General features: G+C 66.1%; 16 protein-coding genes. 11 read left to right on the forward strand and 5 right to left on the reverse strand.

Annotated elements, in window-relative coordinates:
* The first annotated feature begins 31 nt into the window (after positions 1 to 31).
* From sseA to AOA14_RS08400, 3 genes are read left to right on the forward strand one after another with little or no spacing between them, the layout of a single operon-like run.
* Positions 32 to 874, forward strand: coding sequence for a 3-mercaptopyruvate sulfurtransferase (sseA, locus tag AOA14_RS08390; protein ID WP_062901458.1), 843 nt, complete (start codon positions 32 to 34; stop codon positions 872 to 874).
* A 7-nt stretch (positions 875 to 881) separates the two neighbouring features.
* Positions 882 to 2,099 (forward strand): cystathionine beta-lyase, encoded by a 1,218-nt coding sequence (metC, locus tag AOA14_RS08395; RefSeq protein ID WP_062901459.1) that lies wholly within the window; start codon positions 882 to 884, stop codon positions 2,097 to 2,099.
* Complete coding sequence (locus tag AOA14_RS08400; RefSeq protein WP_062901460.1) at positions 2,096 to 3,406, forward strand: mechanosensitive ion channel family protein; 1,311 nt, start codon at positions 2,096 to 2,098, stop codon at positions 3,404 to 3,406. The genes metC and AOA14_RS08400 overlap by 4 nt, the downstream gene beginning before the upstream one ends.
* A gap of 18 nt (positions 3,407 to 3,424) precedes the next feature.
* Here the strand turns inward: AOA14_RS08400 and ppa are convergent, their stop codons facing one another.
* The gene (gene ppa, locus AOA14_RS08405; RefSeq protein WP_003041938.1) at positions 3,425 to 3,961 is read right to left on the reverse strand and encodes an inorganic diphosphatase; all 537 of its coding nucleotides are present in this window, start codon (positions 3,959 to 3,961) and stop codon (positions 3,425 to 3,427) included.
* A gap of 94 nt (positions 3,962 to 4,055) precedes the next feature.
* Positions 4,056 to 5,993 carry a M61 family metallopeptidase gene (locus tag AOA14_RS08410; protein WP_062901461.1) on the reverse strand — a complete coding sequence of 646 codons (1,938 nt, stop codon included), beginning with the start codon at positions 5,991 to 5,993 and terminating at the stop codon, positions 4,056 to 4,058.
* Between the two features lie 96 nt (positions 5,994 to 6,089).
* Between AOA14_RS08410 and hisS the strand changes: the two genes are divergently transcribed.
* The 6 genes from hisS (at position 6,090) to AOA14_RS08440 (ending at position 13,354) form a co-directional block, all read left to right on the forward strand.
* Entirely contained in the window at positions 6,090 to 7,337 is a 1,248-nt protein-coding gene (hisS, locus tag AOA14_RS08415; protein ID WP_062903075.1) for a histidine--tRNA ligase, read from the forward strand.
* Positions 7,337 to 8,407: a peptide chain release factor 1 gene (prfA, locus tag AOA14_RS08420; protein ID WP_062901462.1), complete on the forward strand. Its 1,071-nt coding sequence runs from the start codon at positions 7,337 to 7,339 to the stop codon at positions 8,405 to 8,407. Before hisS ends, prfA begins: the two co-directional genes overlap by 1 nt.
* A complete protein-coding gene (gene prmC / locus AOA14_RS08425; RefSeq protein ID WP_062901463.1) occupies positions 8,400 to 9,248 on the forward strand; it encodes a peptide chain release factor N(5)-glutamine methyltransferase in 849 nt (282 codons plus the stop codon). The genes prfA and prmC overlap by 8 nt, the downstream gene beginning before the upstream one ends.
* Positions 9,249 to 9,494: 246 nt before the next feature.
* Positions 9,495 to 10,289: a DUF4167 domain-containing protein gene (locus AOA14_RS08430; RefSeq protein WP_062901464.1), complete on the forward strand. Its 795-nt coding sequence runs from the start codon at positions 9,495 to 9,497 to the stop codon at positions 10,287 to 10,289.
* A gap of 81 nt (positions 10,290 to 10,370) precedes the next feature.
* Entirely contained in the window at positions 10,371 to 11,759 is a 1,389-nt protein-coding gene (locus AOA14_RS08435) for a DUF4139 domain-containing protein (protein WP_202988435.1), read from the forward strand.
* 8 nt (positions 11,760 to 11,767) lie between these two features.
* Positions 11,768 to 13,354, forward strand: coding sequence for a DUF4139 domain-containing protein (locus AOA14_RS08440; RefSeq protein WP_202988436.1), 1,587 nt, complete (start codon positions 11,768 to 11,770; stop codon positions 13,352 to 13,354).
* A 6-nt stretch (positions 13,355 to 13,360) separates the two neighbouring features.
* Here AOA14_RS08440 and AOA14_RS08445 read toward each other — a convergent pair whose 3' ends face one another.
* A complete protein-coding gene (locus tag AOA14_RS08445; protein WP_003041896.1) occupies positions 13,361 to 13,738 on the reverse strand; it encodes an acyl-CoA thioesterase in 378 nt (125 codons plus the stop codon).
* Positions 13,735 to 14,037, reverse strand: a complete 303-nt coding sequence (locus AOA14_RS08450; RefSeq protein WP_062903077.1) for a hypothetical protein — start codon at positions 14,035 to 14,037, stop codon at positions 13,735 to 13,737. The genes AOA14_RS08445 and AOA14_RS08450 overlap by 4 nt, the downstream gene beginning before the upstream one ends.
* 132 nt (positions 14,038 to 14,169) lie before the next feature.
* Between AOA14_RS08450 and AOA14_RS08455 the strand changes: the two genes are divergently transcribed.
* Together AOA14_RS08455 and AOA14_RS08460 are read left to right on the forward strand one after the other, a co-directional pair.
* Positions 14,170 to 14,595: a CBS domain-containing protein gene (locus tag AOA14_RS08455; protein ID WP_062901466.1), complete on the forward strand. Its 426-nt coding sequence runs from the start codon at positions 14,170 to 14,172 to the stop codon at positions 14,593 to 14,595.
* Positions 14,596 to 14,649: 54 nt separating this feature from the next.
* Positions 14,650 to 15,579, forward strand: a complete 930-nt coding sequence (locus tag AOA14_RS08460; protein WP_062901467.1) for a hypothetical protein — start codon at positions 14,650 to 14,652, stop codon at positions 15,577 to 15,579.
* 15 nt (positions 15,580 to 15,594) lie between these two features.
* Here AOA14_RS08460 and AOA14_RS08465 read toward each other — a convergent pair whose 3' ends face one another.
* Positions 15,595 to 17,121 carry a lipopolysaccharide biosynthesis protein gene (locus AOA14_RS08465; RefSeq protein WP_202988437.1) on the reverse strand — a complete coding sequence of 509 codons (1,527 nt, stop codon included), beginning with the start codon at positions 17,119 to 17,121 and terminating at the stop codon, positions 15,595 to 15,597.
* Between the last annotated feature and the right edge of the window lie 69 nt (positions 17,122 to 17,190).

Below are 17,190 nucleotides of genomic sequence, written 5' to 3' on the forward strand. Positions count from 1 at the left end.
GTCCACCGCCCGGTCGTAACAGGAGCATGACATGGACGCCTTGGTTTCTACCGAATGGCTGGAACGCGAACTGGGGGCATCGGACCTGCGGGTTGTCGATGCGACGAAATTCATGGCGGGAACCGACCGCGACGCGCGGGCCGAATATGAAGCCGGCCATATCCCCGGCGCGGTGTTCATGGACCTGACCGAACTGGCCGACGCGACGAGCGCGGTCGAAAATATGGCGCCGCCGCCCGAAAAATTCGCGAGCCGCATGCAGTCGCTCGGCCTCGGCGACGGCAGCCGGATCGTGATCTATGACGACAGCCCGCTCAAGAGCGCGGCGCGTGCCTGGTGGCTGCTCAAACTGTTCGGCGCGCATGATGTCGCGCTGCTCGACGGCGGCCTCGCCAAGTGGAAGGCCGAAGGGCGCCCGCTAGAAATGGGCAAGCAGACGCTGCGCCACCGCCACTTCACCGTTTGGCGCGACGCGAAGGCCGTCCGCACCAAGGATCAGATGCTCGCCAATGTCGATGGCGGCACCGAACAGGTTGTCGATGCGCGCCCGGCGGCGCGCTTCACGGGCGAGGAACGCGATCCGCGTCCGGGCATGGCACCGGGACATATTCCCGGTTCGCGCAGCCTGCCGCACAGTCAGCTGTTCAACGACGATGGCACCTGGAAGCAGGGCGATGCGCTGAAGGCGGCTTTCGATGCCGCCGGGATCGATCTCGACAAGCCGCTCGTCGCGACCTGCGGCAGCGGCATGACCGCGACCGTCCTTGCCTTTGGCGCGCATCTGCTCGGCAAGGATGATGTCGCCGTTTATGACGGCAGCTGGAGCGAGTGGGGCGCCGACGCGGCGACTCCGAAAGCGACCGGCGCGGCCTGACCGGGCGGTGGCCGGCCCGGCGGACAAGGATGATCGACGCCGCCCCGCGACGAAGCTCGTGCAGGGCGGACGGCGGCCCGAATGGACGGGTGACCCTCGGCTTGGCGGGGGTATCGTCAATCCGCCGGTCTGGCGTGCCTCGACGATCCTTTATGACAGCATCGCCGATCTGAAGGCGCGCGGCCATGCGACGCACGACAAACTCTATTACGGCCGCCGCGGTACGCCGACGGTATGGGCGCTTGCCGACGCGCTGACCGAACTCGAGCCGGGCGCGGAGGGCACGCTGCTCTATCCTTCGGGCGTTGCAGCGATATCGGCGGGGCTGCTTGCGCTGCTCGCGCCGGGCGATCATCTGCTGATGGTCGACAGCGCCTATGAACCGACGCGCAGCTTTTGCGACGGCATGCTCGCGCGGTTCGGCGTGCGGACCAGCTATTATGATCCGTGCGTCGGCGCGCGCATCGCCGATCTGATCGAACCCGAAACGCGGTTGATCTTCCTCGAATCGCCGGGCAGCCTGACCTTCGAGGTCCAGGATGTGCCAGCGATCACGCGCATCGCCCGCGAACGCGGCGTCGTGACGATGCTCGACAATACCTGGGCGACCCCGCTGCTCTTTCCGGCGATCGCGCATGGCGCCGACGTGACGATGATGAGCCTGACCAAATATGTCGGCGGTCATTCGGACGCGATGATGGGATCGCTGACCGCGACGCGCAGCCTCTGGCCGCGGCTGCGGCAGGCGACCTATCAGCTCGGCCATGCGGTATCGCCCGACGATTGCGCGCTGATGCTGCGCGGGCTGCGCACGCTCGATGTGCGGCTGGAGCGCCACGGCGCCAATGCGCTTGCGGTGGCGCATTGGCTTGCGGCGCGGCCCGAGGTCGGGCGGGTTCTCTATCCGGCGCTGGCGGACGATCCGGGCCATGCGCTTTGGACGCGCGATTTTTCGGCGGCGAGCGGCCTGTTCGGCTTTACGCTGAAAGGCGCGGGCGATGCTGCACGCGCGCGCTTTATCGACGCGCTCACTCTGTTCGGCATCGGTTTCAGCTGGGGCGGCTTCGAAAGCCTGGTGGTGCCAAGCGATCCGCAGGCGATTCGCACCGCGACCGATTGGACCGATCCCGATGCGCTCATCCGCCTGTCGATCGGGCTCGAGGATCCGGTCGATCTGATCGCCGATCTCGAACGCGGATTCGCTGCGCTCGGCGGCGCATCATGATGGACGCGCTGCTCCTCCGGCTGGGCTTGCCGCGCATGGCGGAGGCCCAGCTGGCGGAGCTCGGCGTCGCCGCGATGATCGCCGGAGCGGCCTTGATCGTCGGCTGGACGCTGAAGGTTCGGCTCGGGCCGCAGCTGGCCAACTGGCTCCATGGCCGCGAACGCCATTCGCGCGGGCCGCTGACCGAACGAGCACCCGCGATTCTCGGCTGGCTGGTCGCGCTTCTGATCGCCGGAATCGGCTGGAGTGCCTGGGCCTGGACGCCCTATCCGGCGCTGCTGCTCGGGCTGGTGCTCGCTTTCTCGGCCGCGGCGACGGCGCGCAATCTGGTGCTGGGCGTCGGGCTGGGCCGCGTTCCGGCGCTGATGCTGGCGGCGGTGCTGTTCGTGGCGCTGTTGTCGCACGTCGTCGGCGGACTGGCGACCCTGCAGGACCGGCTCGATGCGATCGGCTTCAGCGCCGGACGCATGCATGTTTCGCTGCTGTCGCTCATCAATATCGCCCTGACGGCGCTGGTGCTGTTCCTGCTGGTGCGTATCGCCAACCGGGTCGTGCGGCGCGTCGTGCGCGGCGGTCCCGACCTCGATCCCACGCAGCAATTGCTGGTCGAAAAGATCGCGAGCGTTGTGATCGTGATTGCGGCCTTTTTCGTCGGCATCGACCTGCTCGGCATCGATCTGACCGCCTTTGCGGTCTTTTCGGGTGCGCTCGGGCTCGCCGTCGGTTTCGGCCTGCAAAAGACGTTCGGCAATCTGATCGCCGGAATCATCCTGTTGATGGATCGGTCGATCAAGCCGGGTGATGTCATCGTCGTCGCCGATGCGGTGGGACGGGTGAACAAGATCGGGGTGCGCGCGGTGTCGGTCATCACGCGCGATGGCAAGGAACATCTGATTCCGAACGAACTGCTGATGACCGAGCGGGTCGAGAATTGGAGTTATTCGAGCCGCGAAGTGCGAATCAAGATGGCGGTCGGCGTCAGCTATGACAGCGATCTGCGGCTGGCGCAGCGATTGATGCTCGAGGCCGCCGACGAAGCGCCGCGCGTTCTCAAAAAGCCCGCCCCGGTGTGCTGGATCACCGGTTTCGGCGACAGCGCGGTCAACCATGAACTGCGGCTGTGGATTTCGGACCCCGAAGGTGGGCTCGGCAATATCCAGGGCGACGTTTTTCTCCGCATCTGGGACAAGTTCAAGGCGGCGGGAATCGAAATTCCCTTTCCGCAGCGCGACGTCCATGTCCGCTCGCTGCCCGAAAAAACGCCCGCCGCGGCAAAACCGAAGCGGGCGTCTCGAAAGCCGGGCTGAGCGATACCGTTGCCCGCGTCAGAATCCCTTGGCCTTGGCGCGTTCGATTCCCTGAAGAATGATCGCCTTGGCTTCGTCGACGTCACCCCAGCCGCCAAGTTTTACCCATTTGCCGGGTTCGAGATCCTTGTAGTGCGCGAAGAAATGCTCGATCTGCTGCAGCACGATTGGCGGCATGTCGGAGTAGCTTGCGACGTTCGCATAATAAGGGAAGGTCGAATTGACCGGCACGCACAGAAGCTTTTCGTCGCCGCCGCCATCGTCTTCCATTTTGAGGACGCCGATCGGGCGGCATTTGACGACCGCACCGGCAACCACCGGCGACCGCGCAACCACCAAGGCATCGAGCGGATCGCCGTCTTCGCCCAGCGTATGCGGAATGAAGCCATAATTGGCGGGATAGCGCATCGGCGTGTGCAGGAAGCGATCGACGAACAGCGCGCCCGACGCCTTGTCGAATTCATATTTCACCGGCTCGCCGCCGATCGGCACCTCGATCAGCACGTTGAGGCTGTCGGGCGGACTGTCGCCGGCGGGGATAAGGTCGATGCGCATGGGAGAGTATCCTTATTTGGTGATTTGCGCGCGCCTTTAGCGCCCGTGGGCGCCGAAAGTCGAGGCCATTACGACCAAAGATAGGCCGGCGCGATCAGAGCGCGCGCTTGGGCGCGAGCAGCCGGTCGAACCAGTCGGGCCCCGTGCCGACCTTTTCAAGGTGCGGCCAGCGCAGCCCGCCATGATAGTCGATCTCGACCGTCCGGTAGCGGCCGCCGCGTTCGACGAGCAGCCGAACCGGGGTCTTGCCGTCGGCGGCGGCACGGATCGCCGCCTCCAACCGCTCGCGGTTATAGGCCATGCCATCGACCGCGAGGATCTTGGTGCCGTTGATGATGTCGGCGCGAAAGGCGGGGCCGTCCCACAGGATGCTGCCGGCGACGCCGTCCTTGTCCACGGTCATGCCCAGCGAATGGGTGAGGTCGAAATTCTTCGCCCGTGCCATCCGCGCCCGGTCATAGGCGTTGGGGGCATCGCGCCAGACAAGGCGGTAGCCCGCCTTTTCGATACCGCCAACGGGCGCCGGTTGGCCCGGTTCCTGAAGCCGCGTGCGCAGGAACTTGTCCCAATCATAGGGATAGACGGCGTTGAGCGCCGCGACGACATCGGCAAAATTATAGGTAACCTCGCCCCAGTCGCCGTCGCGGCCGCCGAAGAAGCCGCGCGCGAAATCGTCGAGGCTCTTGGCATTGTTGGTCGCGTCTCGAATCAGCATGTCGGCCTCGAGCCAGACGAGCGAGCCTTCGTTGTAATAATCCTCGGTGCGCGTCGCGCTCGGGAAGGGGCGCGGCTTGCGCGCCGCGATCACCGGATCGAGCGTCGTATCCTCGACCGATCGCCATGCGCGACCCGGCTGGACGCTGTAGAAGGCGGCGTTGCTCGCCCATTCGCCGAGGATTGTGTCCTTCGACTGCATTCCCGACCGGCCGGCGAGGACCAGATCCCAAAAGCTTGTCTGGCCTTCATAGACCCACAGCAGATTGCCCTGCATCGGGGTGCGATAGTCGGGGGTCCATAATTTGTCGGGGCGGCGATATTTGCCGTTCCAGCTATGCACGAATTCGTGCGGCAGCAGCCCGCGATCCGAATCGCCATCATCCCATTTGGTGAAATAGTCGGTGCCGCGGCTGTTCTCGCTGCTGCGATGATGCTCAAGGCCAATGCCGCCCAGCTCGTCGGTCAGGGCGAGCAGAAATTCGTAGCGGTCGAAATGCTTCGTCCCGAACAGCGCCAGCGTTTCCGACACAAGCGCCGCGTGCCGCGCGATCTGGTCGGGCGTCGCGTCGAGATATTTCGCCTCATCGGCGACGACGTTCAGCGTGACATTCTGACCCAGATCCCATTTGCGGAAATAGCGCCCCGCAAACATCGGGCTGTCGACCAGCGTTTCATAGCTCGTCGGCGCATAGCTGTAGCGGTTGCCGGAAATCTTGAGCCCGTCGAGCGCTGCGGCGCCGGTCCAGCCTTCGGGCAGCGTCAGGTCGAGCTGGACCGGAATCTGGCGCGTGAAATAGCCCGCGGGGTACATGCTGACCTGTTCCCATTGCAGGTTCATCATCGCCGGCGTCACCACGACCCGGCCCTCGCTGCTGCGCGTCGGCGACAGGAAGTCGAAGGCGATGTCGATGTTCTTGGTGCCGGCGGGCACGTCGATGTCGAAGGCGTAGACGTCGGTCGGTTGCCGCGTCCAGCCGAGCGGCTGGCCGCCGGCGCTTGCCTTGAACCCCGCTATTTCGGCGATTGCGCCGCGCGGTGCGTGCTTGCCGGGAAGCCATTGCGGATAGAGCAGGGTGAATTTGCCCGCGCGCGGCACCGGAATGGTCTGGCGCACGCGATAGATGCCGCGGGCAAAGTCGGTCGCATCGACCTTGAGCAGCATCATGCCGGGATAGGGTTTGTCGGCGGGCAGCGGGATCACATGGGGCTGAACCACCGGTTGCGGTCGGCTGTTGGCCTCCTGGGCGGCGGTGGCGGATACAAACAGGGCGGGGGCCGCAATCAGCGCGGCGGCGACGAACGGTGCTTTTTTCATGGGCAGCGACTCTGCCGCCAAATGCCGCCGCCGTCCAGCGCGGGCTTGCGCAAGCGCGCTTTGCCTTTCGCCGAAAAAAGATTAGACGCGCGGCGCATGAGCAAGGACAAAAACGCGAAGATCAGCGTCCCCCAGCCGGTGCGCGGCACCCAGGACATGCTCGGCGAATTCGCCGACCGGTTCGCGCATGTCGTCGACGCGTTCGACCGGGTGCGCCGCCTCTATGGTTTCAAGCGCGTCGAGGTGCCGGTGATCGAGCCGACCGCGGTGTTTGCCCGCTCGCTCGGCGAAACGACCGACGTCGTGTCGAAGGAAATGTATTCGTTCGAGGATCGCGGCGGCGAATCGATCACGCTGCGCCCCGAATTCACGGCCGGCATCGCGCGCGCCTATATCACCAACGGCTGGCAGCAGTTTGCGCCGCTGAAGGTCGCGACGCACGGTCCGCTGTTCCGGTACGAGCGCCCGCAGAAGGGCCGCTACCGCCAGTTTCACCAGCTCGATGCCGAAGTGATCGGCAGCGACAGTCCGCTCGCAGATGCCGAACTGCTCGTCTTCGCCGACCAGCTTTTGAAGGAACTGGGCGTCGCCGACGGCGTGACGCTGACGCTCAACACGCTGGGCGATGCGCCAAGCCGCGATGCGTGGCGCGCGGCGCTGGTCGAGCATTTCGAGGCCCACAAGGGCGACCTGTCCGAAGACAGCCTGGCGCGGCTCGACAAAAATCCGCTGCGGATATTGGACAGCAAGGATCCCAAGGATCGCCCGGTTGCCGACAGCGCCCCCGACATCGACGCGTTTCTGACCGCCGAAGCCCAGGATTTCTTTGGCGCGGTCACGTCCGGTCTCGACGCCGCGGGCGTCGCGTGGAACCGCAACGCGCGGCTGGTGCGCGGGCTCGACTATTACCGCCACACTGCCTTTGAGTTCGTCACCGACCGGCTGGGCGCCCAGGGCACCGTGCTCGGCGGCGGACGCTACGACGGCCTTATCGAAGCGCTCGGCGGCCCTCCGACCGCGGCGGTCGGCTGGGCGGCGGGGATTGAGCGGCTGGCGATGTTGCTTGGCGACGATGCGATCGACACGCGCCTCGACGCGGTGATTGCGGTCGAGGACGATGGCCAGCTCGCACTTGCGATGCGGGCTCTTGCAGCGCTTCGTACCGGAGGCTTCGCCACCGAAATTGTGGCGACCGGGTCGCCGCGCAAGCGTTTCGACAAGGCTGCAAAAATTCCGGCGCAAGCGCTGGTGTCAATCGGAACGCGCGACGGTTCGCCGCATGTCAACGTGCGCGGCGACGGAGAGCGGGCGCGCGCGATCGAGGCGCTCGTCCGCGCACTGTGATGACCAGCGTTTCCGAAAAGCAGATCGACGCCATCATCGAACGGCATGCCGCGCTGCAGGCGCGCATGGCGACGGGCGATATGGCGCCCGCCGATTTCGTTGCGGCATCGAAGGAATTTGCCGAGCTCGAACCGGTCGCCAGGGCGGCGGCCGAAGTGATGCGGCTGCGCGGTGAGCTGGTGTCGCTCGCCGAGATGCTCGCCGATCCCGAGATGAAGGCGATGGCCGCCGAGGAAATCGCCGCGCTCGAGGAAGCGCTGCCCGCCGCCGAGCATGACCTTGCCATCAAGCTGCTGCCCAAGGATGTCGCCGACGAACGCGCCGCGATGCTCGAAATCCGCGCCGGCACCGGCGGCGACGAGGCGGCGCTGTTCGCGGGCGACCTTTTGCGCATGTACAGCCGCTATGCCGACAGCCAGGGCTGGAAGGTCGAGATCATCTCGGCCAACGAGGCCGAGGTTGGCGGCTACAAGGAAGTCGTCGCGTCGGTGAGCGGTCAGGGCGTCTTTGCGAAACTGAAATTCGAAAGCGGCGTCCACCGCGTCCAGCGCGTGCCGGTCACCGAAAGCGGCGGGCGCATCCACACCAGCGCTGCGACCGTCGCTGTGCTGCCCGAGGCTGAAGAGGTCGACGTTGCGATCAACGACAATGACCTCAAGATCGATATCTACCGCGCGTCGGGCGCCGGGGGCCAGCACGTCAACACGACCGATTCGGCGATCCGTATCACGCATATCCCTTCCGGCCTGGTCGTGATTCAGCAGGACCAGCGCAGCCAGCACAAGAATCGCGCCAAGGCGATGCAGGTGCTGCGCGCGCGGCTCTATGATCTGGAGCGCGAGAAGATCCACAGCGCCGAGGCATCGGCGCGCAAGTCGATGGTCGGGTCGGGGGACCGGTCGGAGCGCATCCGCACCTATAATTTCCCGCAAGGCCGCGTCACCGATCACCGCATCAACCTGACGCTCCACCGCCTGCCCGAGATATTGGAAGGGCAGATGGACGAACTGATCGACGCGCTGATCGCCGAGGATCAGGCGCAGCGGCTGGCGGGGCTTGCCGATGGCTGACCGGCGCGGCGAGGCGGATAATAATCTGCGCACCGCGACAAATCTCCTGTCCGCGACGAGCGACACGCCCCGGCTTGATGCCGAATTGCTGATGGCGCACGCGCTCGGGATCGACCGCCAGGCCCTATTGCTCGATTCTTCGCGCTATGAGGTGCCCGAGAGTTTCGTGCAGCTGGTCGCGCGGCGCATGGGCAACGAGCCGATCGCCTATATTGTCGGCTATCGCGATTTCTGGACGATCCGCGTCGAAGTTGGCCCCGGCGTACTGATTCCGCGGCCCGACAGCGAAACGCTGATCGAGGCCGCCATCGCGCTTGCGCGCGGGTGCGAGGCGGACTGGCCGCGCACCATCCTCGATCTGGGCACCGGTCCGGGAACGCTGCTGCTCGCGGCGCTCGACGCTTTTCGGGGCGCGACGGGGCTGGGGGTCGATGCGTCGGAACAGGCGCTCGCCTATGCCCGCGACAATGCGGAAGCGTTGGGCTTCGCGGCGCGGACGACGTTCCGCGCGGGCGACTGGGCGGCGGGGCTCGATGGCGCGTTCGACCTCATTTTATGTAACCCGCCCTATATCGCCGACGACGAGGCGCTGATGCCTGACGTTGCCGATCATGAACCCGCAGAGGCGCTGTTCGCGGGCGCCGACGGGTTGGACGACTATCGCCGGATCATTCCCGATCTGCCGCGCCTGCTGGCACCCGGCGGAGCCGCGATCCTTGAAATCGGGCATCAGCAACGCATATCGGTGTCGCAGCTGGCCGAGGCGGCGGGTTTCGCCGTCGCCTGTCGCCGCGACATCGGCGGCCGCGATCGGGCGTTGGTGCTGACCCCGCCCGAATGATGCAGCGCAAGAATTTGCTTGGTTTCCGCCGCAAAGCCCTGTAGGGGCGGCCTACAGACCCGAGCGGGAACCTTCATTGGTCCGGCCGGTCTGCTTCCCACTTGCGATGCTCGTGCGGGGCTTTGGCCCGGTGCAGGCGGTAAGGGCAAAAACCGCGCGGCAAGCGCGGGCGCGGCGCGCAAATGGCGCGGTCGGCCAAAAGGGGTTGGCGTAGCTTATCAGCTTATCAGGATGTCTCAGTTGAACATGAACAACCGGCAGAGCGGTCGCCGTCGCGGCCGCAACAATAACAACAACCGTTCGCAGTCGGGTGGCGGCCGCGGCGGTGTCGACCAGGCCAATCGTATCGACAGCCGGGCGCGCGGCAACGCGGCGCAGATGATCGAGAAATACAAGAATCTCGCGCGCGACGCCCAGCTTTCGGGCGACCGTGTCCAGACCGAATATTATCTTCAGTTTGCCGACCATTATTTCCGCGTGCACAGCGATTTCCGCGCCCGCCAGGAAGAACGGAACGGCGGCGCGCCGGATCGCAACGATCGCCAGCGCGAAATTCGCGGCGTCGAGGATTTCGACGCGCACGACGACACCGATCTCGATAGCGACGACAATGACGGCGACCGCGATCAGAGCGAGAGCCGCGACCGCCAGGGCGACGACAATCGCGGCAACCGCCGCGATCGCGACCGCAATAATGACCGCAACACTGATCGCGGCAACGACCGGGGCAACCGTCGCAACAATCGCGATGCGGCGCGCAGCGATGACGATGCCGGTGGCGATGGCGAGAGCTCGACGGAAGCTGAAGCGAGCGAAGAGGCTGCACCGGCGCCGCGCCGCCGCGGCCCGCGCCGCGCCCGGCCCGAAGCTGCCGCCGAAGACAGCAGCAGCATCGACAGCGCCGCGCTCCCCCCCGCGATCGGGCGCAGCGAGCGCGCCGCCGAGGCTGAAACCGCCGACGCCGATGCGCCCGCGCCGAAGGCACGCCGAACCCGCCGCACGCTTGCCGCGCGCGACACCGGGGTCGAAGCGGCCGAATAAGCCCGCGATTTCGCACTGGTTTTCACCAGCGACATGACCTAGCCTCCCGCCATCGTTCGCGATGGCTGGGGGAGAATATCGATGCGCCGGTTGGTCTTGGCTTTGGGTCCGGTGATGCTTGCCGGACTTGCACATCCCGCCTTGGCGCAGGACGGCGACCCTGCCACCGCGCAGGGCGATGTTGCGGTTACCATCTATAATAATGGCCAGTCGCTGGTGCAGGACGCGCGCCAGCTCTCGGTCACGCGCGGCCGCAACCGGATCGAATTTCCCGACGTTTCGGCGCGCATCCGGCCCGAAACGGTGACGCTCTCGGGTACCGGCCTCTCGATCGTCGAACAGAATTTCGATTTCGACCTGCTCACCCCCGACAAGCTCATGGACAAGGCGGTCGGCCAGTCGGTGACGCTGGTCCGCACCAATCCCGCGACTGGCGCGGAGAAGAGCGAGCGGGCCAAAGTGCTTGCGGCGAACGGCGGCATCGTCCTGCAGATCGGCGACCGGATCGAGGTATTGCGCGACGACGGCCTGCCCGTGCGCACCGTGTTCGACCGGCTGCCGCCCAATTTGCGCGCGCGGCCGACGCTGTCGGTGACGGTCGATGCTGCCGAGGCGGGCGCGGTGCCGGCGCGACTTTCCTATCTGACGCCCAATCTGGGCTGGACCGCCGATTATGTCGCGCTGTTCGATGCGGCGAAGGGCGCGATGGATCTTCAGGGCTGGGTGACGCTGACCAACACTACGGGTACGACCTTCACCAATGCGCGCACCCTCTTGGTGGCGGGCAATCCCAATGGCGGCGGTGGCGGCTTCACCCGGCTTGCCGGAACGATGGACAGCGCTGGCACCGAATCGAACGATCGCGAGCGGCTGGGTGACTATTATCTCTATCCGCTGCCCGCACGCACCACGATCGCCAATGCGCAGCAGAAGCAGGTCAGCTTCCTTGACGTGAAGAGTTCGCCGGCGAAGTCGACCTATGAATTCACCAATCGCTGGCTCGGCAGTAGCAACGATCCGGTCAGCGCGGCGAGCGTGCTGCGCTTTTCGACCTCGCGCCAGGGCGGGCTCGGTGACCAGCTGCCCGCGGGAACGATCCGCGTCTATATGCGCGACGCGCGCGGCGATCCGCAATTCATCGGCGAAAATCGCATCGACCATACCCCGATGGGTTCGGCGATGTCGCTGCGCACCGGCGATGCGTTCGATGTCAAGGTGCTGCCCACCATCGTCTCGCGCACGCGCAAGGGCGATTCGCGCTGGGTGACGAAGATGAAATATACCCTCAGCAACGCGCGGCCGGGTCCGATCACGGTCCAACTGGCACAGGACGGGCTGTGGGGCGATGTGCGGATCGTCGACGAAAGCATGAAGAGCGAACGCGTCTCCGCCGACCGCGTCGAATGGCAGGTGCCGGTCCCCGCCAACGGCAAGGCCGACGTCACCGTCACTTTCGACACCCGCTACTGAGCTGCGGCGTGGCGCGCGGCTGGCCGCTGTTGATCTGGGCCGCGGCGCTGCTCGCGCCGCCGCCGGCGCTTGCGCAGACCGAGCGCCCGATCGTCGTTTCGGCGGCGGCGCAGGATGTCGCGGTCACCGTCTATCGTGCGCCGAATCGCGGTAGCGGGCCAATCGATCCGCGCTGGCCGCGCGGCTTTGCCTTCATCACCGAAAGCCGCCGCGTGACGCTGCCCGCCGGGGTGTCGGTCGTGCGCTTCGAAGGCGTGGCCGAAGGACTGCTCCCCGAAACCGCTGTGGTGAGCGGGCTTCCCGACGGGGTAATCGAAAAGAACCGCGATGCTCGCCTGCTTTCCCCCGCCGGGCTCGTCGACGCTTATCTGAAGCGCCGGGTGACGCTTCGCCGCACCAATTTGAAGACAGGCAAGGCGATCGAGCAGGAGGCGGTGATCCAGGCCGGACCCAATGGCGGGGTCATCCTGGAAACCGCGAACGGGATCGAAGCGCTCGGCTGTTCGGGCCTGCCCGAACGCATGCTCTATCCGCGCGTCCCCAAGGATCTGTCGCCGCGTCCGACGCTGTCGGTGCTTGTCGAAAGCACAGCTCCGCGCACCGTCACCATTCAGCTTCTCTATCTGGCCGAAGGGTTCGACTGGGCGGCCAATTATGTCGCGAATCGCGGCGCCGACGACAAGACGCTCGACCTTACGGGATGGGTCACGGTCGCCAATGGCGGCGTGACGAGCTTTCCCAATGCCCAGCTCAATGTCATCGCCGGGCGGCTCAACAAGATGTACAGCCCGCCGCTGCCGCGCAGCACGGCGGGGCCGCTGGTGCTCAAATGCTGGCCGATGGATATCACGAGCACGCATCCCTATTGGGAGCTGCCGCCGATCGACGAGTATGAAAATTACGCCGCCGATGCAGCGCAGGAGGTCGTCGTTACCGCCCAGCGTCGGGGAGCTGCGATGCGCGCGCCGCCCGCTCCGGCCGCCCCGCCTCCCCCGCCACCACCTCCCCCGCCGCCGCCTCCCGAGGATCTTGGCGACCTCAAATTCTATCGCATCCCCTTTCGCGTCGATGTCGCGGCAAAGGGGCAGAAGCAGGTGGCGCTGCTCGCGCAGGGCGGTGTTGCGGCCGAACAGCTCTATGCGGGGTCGCTTTATAATTATGGCAATGGGCGGCCGCAGCCGCTGACGACCCGGCTGCGGGTCCAGAATCGCAAGGCGGACGGGCTTGGCCTTGCGCTTCCCGCGGGGGCGGCGATGGTCTTCGAAACGGTCGCGGGCGAGCCGCTGCTGGTCGGCGAGGCGAAAATCGGCGACAAGGCCGAGGGCGAGCGCGTCGATTATGATCTGGGGGCGAGTCCCGCGGTCCAGTATCGCACCGTCGTCCTTCCCGATTCGGATGCCGACCACCGGCTGTGGCAGGTGACGCTGACCAACGCGCGCCCGACCGACGCCGAGGTGGAATTGCTCATTCCCTTTGCCATTGACCCTGCCCCCGAAGGCTGGGAGCGGCGCGGCAACAGCTGGGTCTGGCGCGTCCGCGTTCCAGCGAACGACCGCATCGAACAAAGCTTTCGCGAAAACCGCAAGGGCGGCTGAGTGCGATCAGGCCGGCGGCAGCGGGCGCGGCCGGTGATTCTCGTCGAGCGCGACGAAAGTGAACAATCCCTCGGTGACCTTCACCTGCTCTTCGCCGCGGCCGCGGGTCGCGATCACCTCGATCCGGATGCCCATCGATGTGCGGCCGCGCCGTTCGAGATGGGCATAGACCGAGATGATGTCGCGCAGCAGGATCGGCGCGATGAATTCCATCGCCTCGATCGCCACCGTCGCGGTCGGCCCCTGCGCGATTCGCGCGGCGACGATCCCGCCCGCAATATCCATCTGCGCCAACACCCAGCCGCCGAAGATATGGCCGTTGCTGTTGATGTCGGCCGGCTGCGGCACGACGCGCAATATGGGGTCGCGAGGGTTGTCGGTCATGGGTTGAGGTCCGGGTCGTCCTTGAAGGGATCGTCGATCGATTCGTCGTGGCCGCTGCCGCTCGACAGAAAGACAAGTCCCATCAGCGCCGCGCCGAGCATGACCGACAGGCCGACGCCCGCGGCGGTCGCGATCATCATGTGGATCGTCAGCGCCTCGCCCATGGTGATGCGCAGCCAGCTCAGCGCGCCGACGACGGCGAGCAGCGAGACGATGCTCATCCCGCGCATCAGCCGGCGATAGCGCGCCCAGGCGACTTTCGAGGTATCGCGATTGTCGAGCGGCGAAGGTTTGACCATGCGCGCTTCCATGAACCAAGCCGCGGGCAAGGCCAAGCGGTAATGGCGACCCCCCGTTCGTTTCGCGCCCGCCGCGAATCATGATAGACTGCGTGGGCAACGACAGGACAATCGGGAAAGGAGCGCCAGCGCATGACGATCGGAGCGATTCTTCAGGGGCGGAGCGGTGCAGTCGTCGCGGCACGGACCGACGATATGGTGCGCGCGGTCGTCGATCTGCTTGCCCAGCATCGGATCGGAGCGGTGCCGGTACTCGACGGCGATTCGCTGGTCGGCATATTTTCCGAACGCGATTTCGTGCGCCTCGTCGCTTCCTACGGTCCCGAGGCGCTCGACCGCCGGCTCGACGAGGTGATGACGCGATCGCCGGTGACCTGCGGTCCGGACATGGCGGTGATCGGCGCGCTGTCGCAGATGACGCAGAAGCGGATTCGCCATTTGCCGGTAGTCGATGGCAGCCGCCTGGTCGGATTCGTCTCGATCGGTGACCTCGTCAAATATCGTATCGACAAGATCGAGGCCGAGGCGGCGGCGATGCGCGACTATATTGCCGGCTGACCCGCTGCTTCGGCTCCTATTGAAAATTAATCGGTTGGCGGTAACGCGAAGACTATGAAGCGCGTCGTCGACCGGATCCAGTGGTATCGCAAGCAATGGGCGCATCGGCGGCTGGCCGCCGGCGTGCTCAAGGCACGCCCCATCGTGCCCGCCGACGACGGCGTCATCTATTTCTCGATGATCGGTACGCGCGTGCTGCTGCCCTATCTCGTGTCGATCAAGTCGCTGTGGCACCAGGTGCCGCGCGGCCGTGTCGTGATTCTGGACGACGGCACGCTCACTGATGCTGACCGCGAACTGCTCGCTCATCATCTCGGCGATCCCGAGATTCGGGCGATCGCGGCGGTCGATACCGGCGATTGTCCGCGCGGCGGGACGTGGGAGCGGTTGCTGACCATCCTCGACCTGCGCGCGGACGCCTATGTCGTCCAGGTCGATTCGGACACGGTGACGGTCGGCCCGCTTCCCGAAGTCGCCGCGGCGATCGATGCCGGGCGCAGCTTTACGTTGAAGGGCGAGGCCGCCTCGCAGATCCTGCCGCTGGCGACAATCGCCGCGCAGGCGATCGAATCGCAGCGCTTCACCAATCCCGCGGCGCATGTGCAGGGGGCGATCGAATCGGGGATGGACCGGCTCGATCTGCCGGAGCTGGCGTCGCCGGCCTATGTACGTGGCTGCTCGGGGTTCGCGGGCTTCGCGCCGAGCGGTGAGGGGCGGCGAATCGCCGAAGCCTTTTCGCGCGAGGCGACGGCGCTGCTCGGCGCCGAGCGCTGGGCGCAATGGGGCAGCGAGCAGGTGACGTCGAACTTCGTCATCGCGAATCAGCCCGACCCGCTGTTGTTGCCCTACGAGCGCTACATCAATTTCTGGAACGAAGGCGTGCCGGAAGATGCGCGCTTCATCCATTTCATCGGGACGCACCGCTTTACCGGCGGCGCCTATGCCGATGCGACGCGACGCGCCGTCGCGATGCTGCCGCGCTGACGCAGCGGCGCCGGGTCAGGCCGCGGGATTGCCGCGCGCCATCGCGACCAGATCGCCGATCGTCTCGCGCGCGAAGAGCATGAGCCCGCCGACATAAGTCAGCGCGCCGATTCCGACGAGCAGGGCGAGCCGGGGCGCCATCGAAACTTGGGCGAGCAGGCGGCCGGCGACCATCACGGCGGCCGCCATCGCCATCGCGACGAGCACCGAGGGCAGGATGGCGTGGAGCAGGGCGCCCGCGCGCATCCCGATCACCGGAAGCGACCGCCACGCGGCGAAAGCGAACAGGGCCGGATAGGCGGCGATCCATGCCGCGGCGATCCCGGCGATTCCCCAATGGCCCCCGACGAGAAACGCGACCGGCATGATGAACGCGCCGATCGCGGCGTTGCGCAGCGCGATCTCGGGCCGGCCCATCGCGTCGGTCGCGGGTTGCAGCAGCGTGAAGAGGGTCCAGAAAGGCATGGCGATCGCGAGCAGACGAATCAGCGGAATGGCGCCGGCCCATTTGTCGCCGAGCAGGACGAGGACAAGCGGTTCGGCAACGACCGCGAGCCCTAGAAAGAAGGGCATCGCCGCCGCCATGATCGCGCGCACCGCGCGGGCGAAGGGGCCGGCCAATCCTTCGGCCTCGTCGCGCAGCCTCGAATAGGCGGTGAAGGCGACTTCGTTGAGCGGCGGAATGATCTTGTTGTTGAAGATCTGCGTCAGGAACAGCGCGGTCGTGTAAACGCCGACCAGATGCGCGTCGAAGAGGCGCCCGGCGACCAATATGTCGGCCTGCGACTGGATGAAGCCGAAGAACTGGCCGATGGCGACGAGTCCGCCATAGCGCGCGATCGTGCCGGCGCCGCGGAAATCGAACGACGGCAGCATCCATGACCGCGAGACGATGGTGAAGCCGAGCGCGCGCGTCGTGAACATCGCGATCGGCGCCCAGACGAGCGCCCAGACACCCCATCCTGCGAGCGCCCCGCCCAAGGCGACCCCCGCGCCGATCAGCGAGCAGAGGATATTGACCTGCGCCTGGCGCCGGAACTCGAGCGCGCGGCCGAGCCGGGCATAGGCGAGCGCGGTGAACGGCGTGGTCAGATAGATGATCGCCTGGACGCGCAGCAGCGTCGCGACTTGCGGCTCCCTGTAATAGGCGGCCGCAAGCGGCGCCGCGGCAATCTGCAACAGTGCAAGGCCGCCGTTGATCAGGAGCAGGAGCCCCAGGGTCTGGCGGAGCTGGTGCGGCGTGACATCGCGCTGCTGGATGACGGCGCTCGCAAGGCCATAGCCGTTCAGCATCGTGAACAGCATCAGCATCACCTGCGTCATCGCATAGAGGCCGTAGTCGGCGGGGCTCAGAATCCGGATGACGAGGAAGGTCGCCGCCCAGGCGATCATCTGTCCCGCGATCTGCGATCCTGACCGCCAGAGCACCGCCGCGCGGATTCGCCGTCCGAGTCCGTCCGATTCTTCGGTCGTGGCGAGATTCGCCACGACGGAATCGCCGAGAATCGTCTCCTGAGGGCGGAAAGAGGGGGATTCGGTCATCGATTCGAGGCTCTAGCACCAACTGATTGGCAAAGCGTTGCGCGGGGTGTCGATCGCCCTACCGGTGCA

Source organism: Sphingopyxis terrae subsp. terrae NBRC 15098, assembly GCF_001610975.1.
Classification (GTDB): domain Bacteria; phylum Pseudomonadota; class Alphaproteobacteria; order Sphingomonadales; family Sphingomonadaceae; genus Sphingopyxis; species Sphingopyxis terrae_A.

Coding starts and splice junctions, on each gene's coding strand:
- AOA14_RS08460 (WP_062901467.1), top strand. CDS start 14,650: ATGAAGCGCGTCGTCGACCGGATCCAGTGGTATCGCAAGCAATGGGCG.
- AOA14_RS08455 (WP_062901466.1), top strand. CDS start 14,170: ATGACGATCGGAGCGATTCTTCAGGGGCGGAGCGGTGCAGTCGTCGCG.
- prfA (WP_062901462.1), top strand. CDS start 7,337: ATGACCAGCGTTTCCGAAAAGCAGATCGACGCCATCATCGAACGGCAT.
- AOA14_RS08445 (WP_003041896.1), bottom strand. CDS start 13,738: ATGACCGACAACCCTCGCGACCCCATATTGCGCGTCGTGCCGCAGCCG.
- hisS (WP_062903075.1), top strand. CDS start 6,090: ATGAGCAAGGACAAAAACGCGAAGATCAGCGTCCCCCAGCCGGTGCGC.
- AOA14_RS08465 (WP_202988437.1), bottom strand. CDS start 17,121: ATGACCGAATCCCCCTCTTTCCGCCCTCAGGAGACGATTCTCGGCGAT.
- AOA14_RS08410 (WP_062901461.1), bottom strand. CDS start 5,993: ATGAAAAAAGCACCGTTCGTCGCCGCCGCGCTGATTGCGGCCCCCGCC.
- AOA14_RS08430 (WP_062901464.1), top strand. CDS start 9,495: ATGAACAACCGGCAGAGCGGTCGCCGTCGCGGCCGCAACAATAACAAC.
- AOA14_RS08450 (WP_062903077.1), bottom strand. CDS start 14,037: ATGGTCAAACCTTCGCCGCTCGACAATCGCGATACCTCGAAAGTCGCC.
- prmC (WP_062901463.1), top strand. CDS start 8,400: ATGGCTGACCGGCGCGGCGAGGCGGATAATAATCTGCGCACCGCGACA.
- AOA14_RS08435 (WP_202988435.1), top strand. CDS start 10,371: ATGCGCCGGTTGGTCTTGGCTTTGGGTCCGGTGATGCTTGCCGGACTT.
- AOA14_RS08400 (WP_062901460.1), top strand. CDS start 2,096: ATGATGGACGCGCTGCTCCTCCGGCTGGGCTTGCCGCGCATGGCGGAG.
- ppa (WP_003041938.1), bottom strand. CDS start 3,961: ATGCGCATCGACCTTATCCCCGCCGGCGACAGTCCGCCCGACAGCCTC.
- sseA (WP_062901458.1), top strand. CDS start 32: ATGGACGCCTTGGTTTCTACCGAATGGCTGGAACGCGAACTGGGGGCA.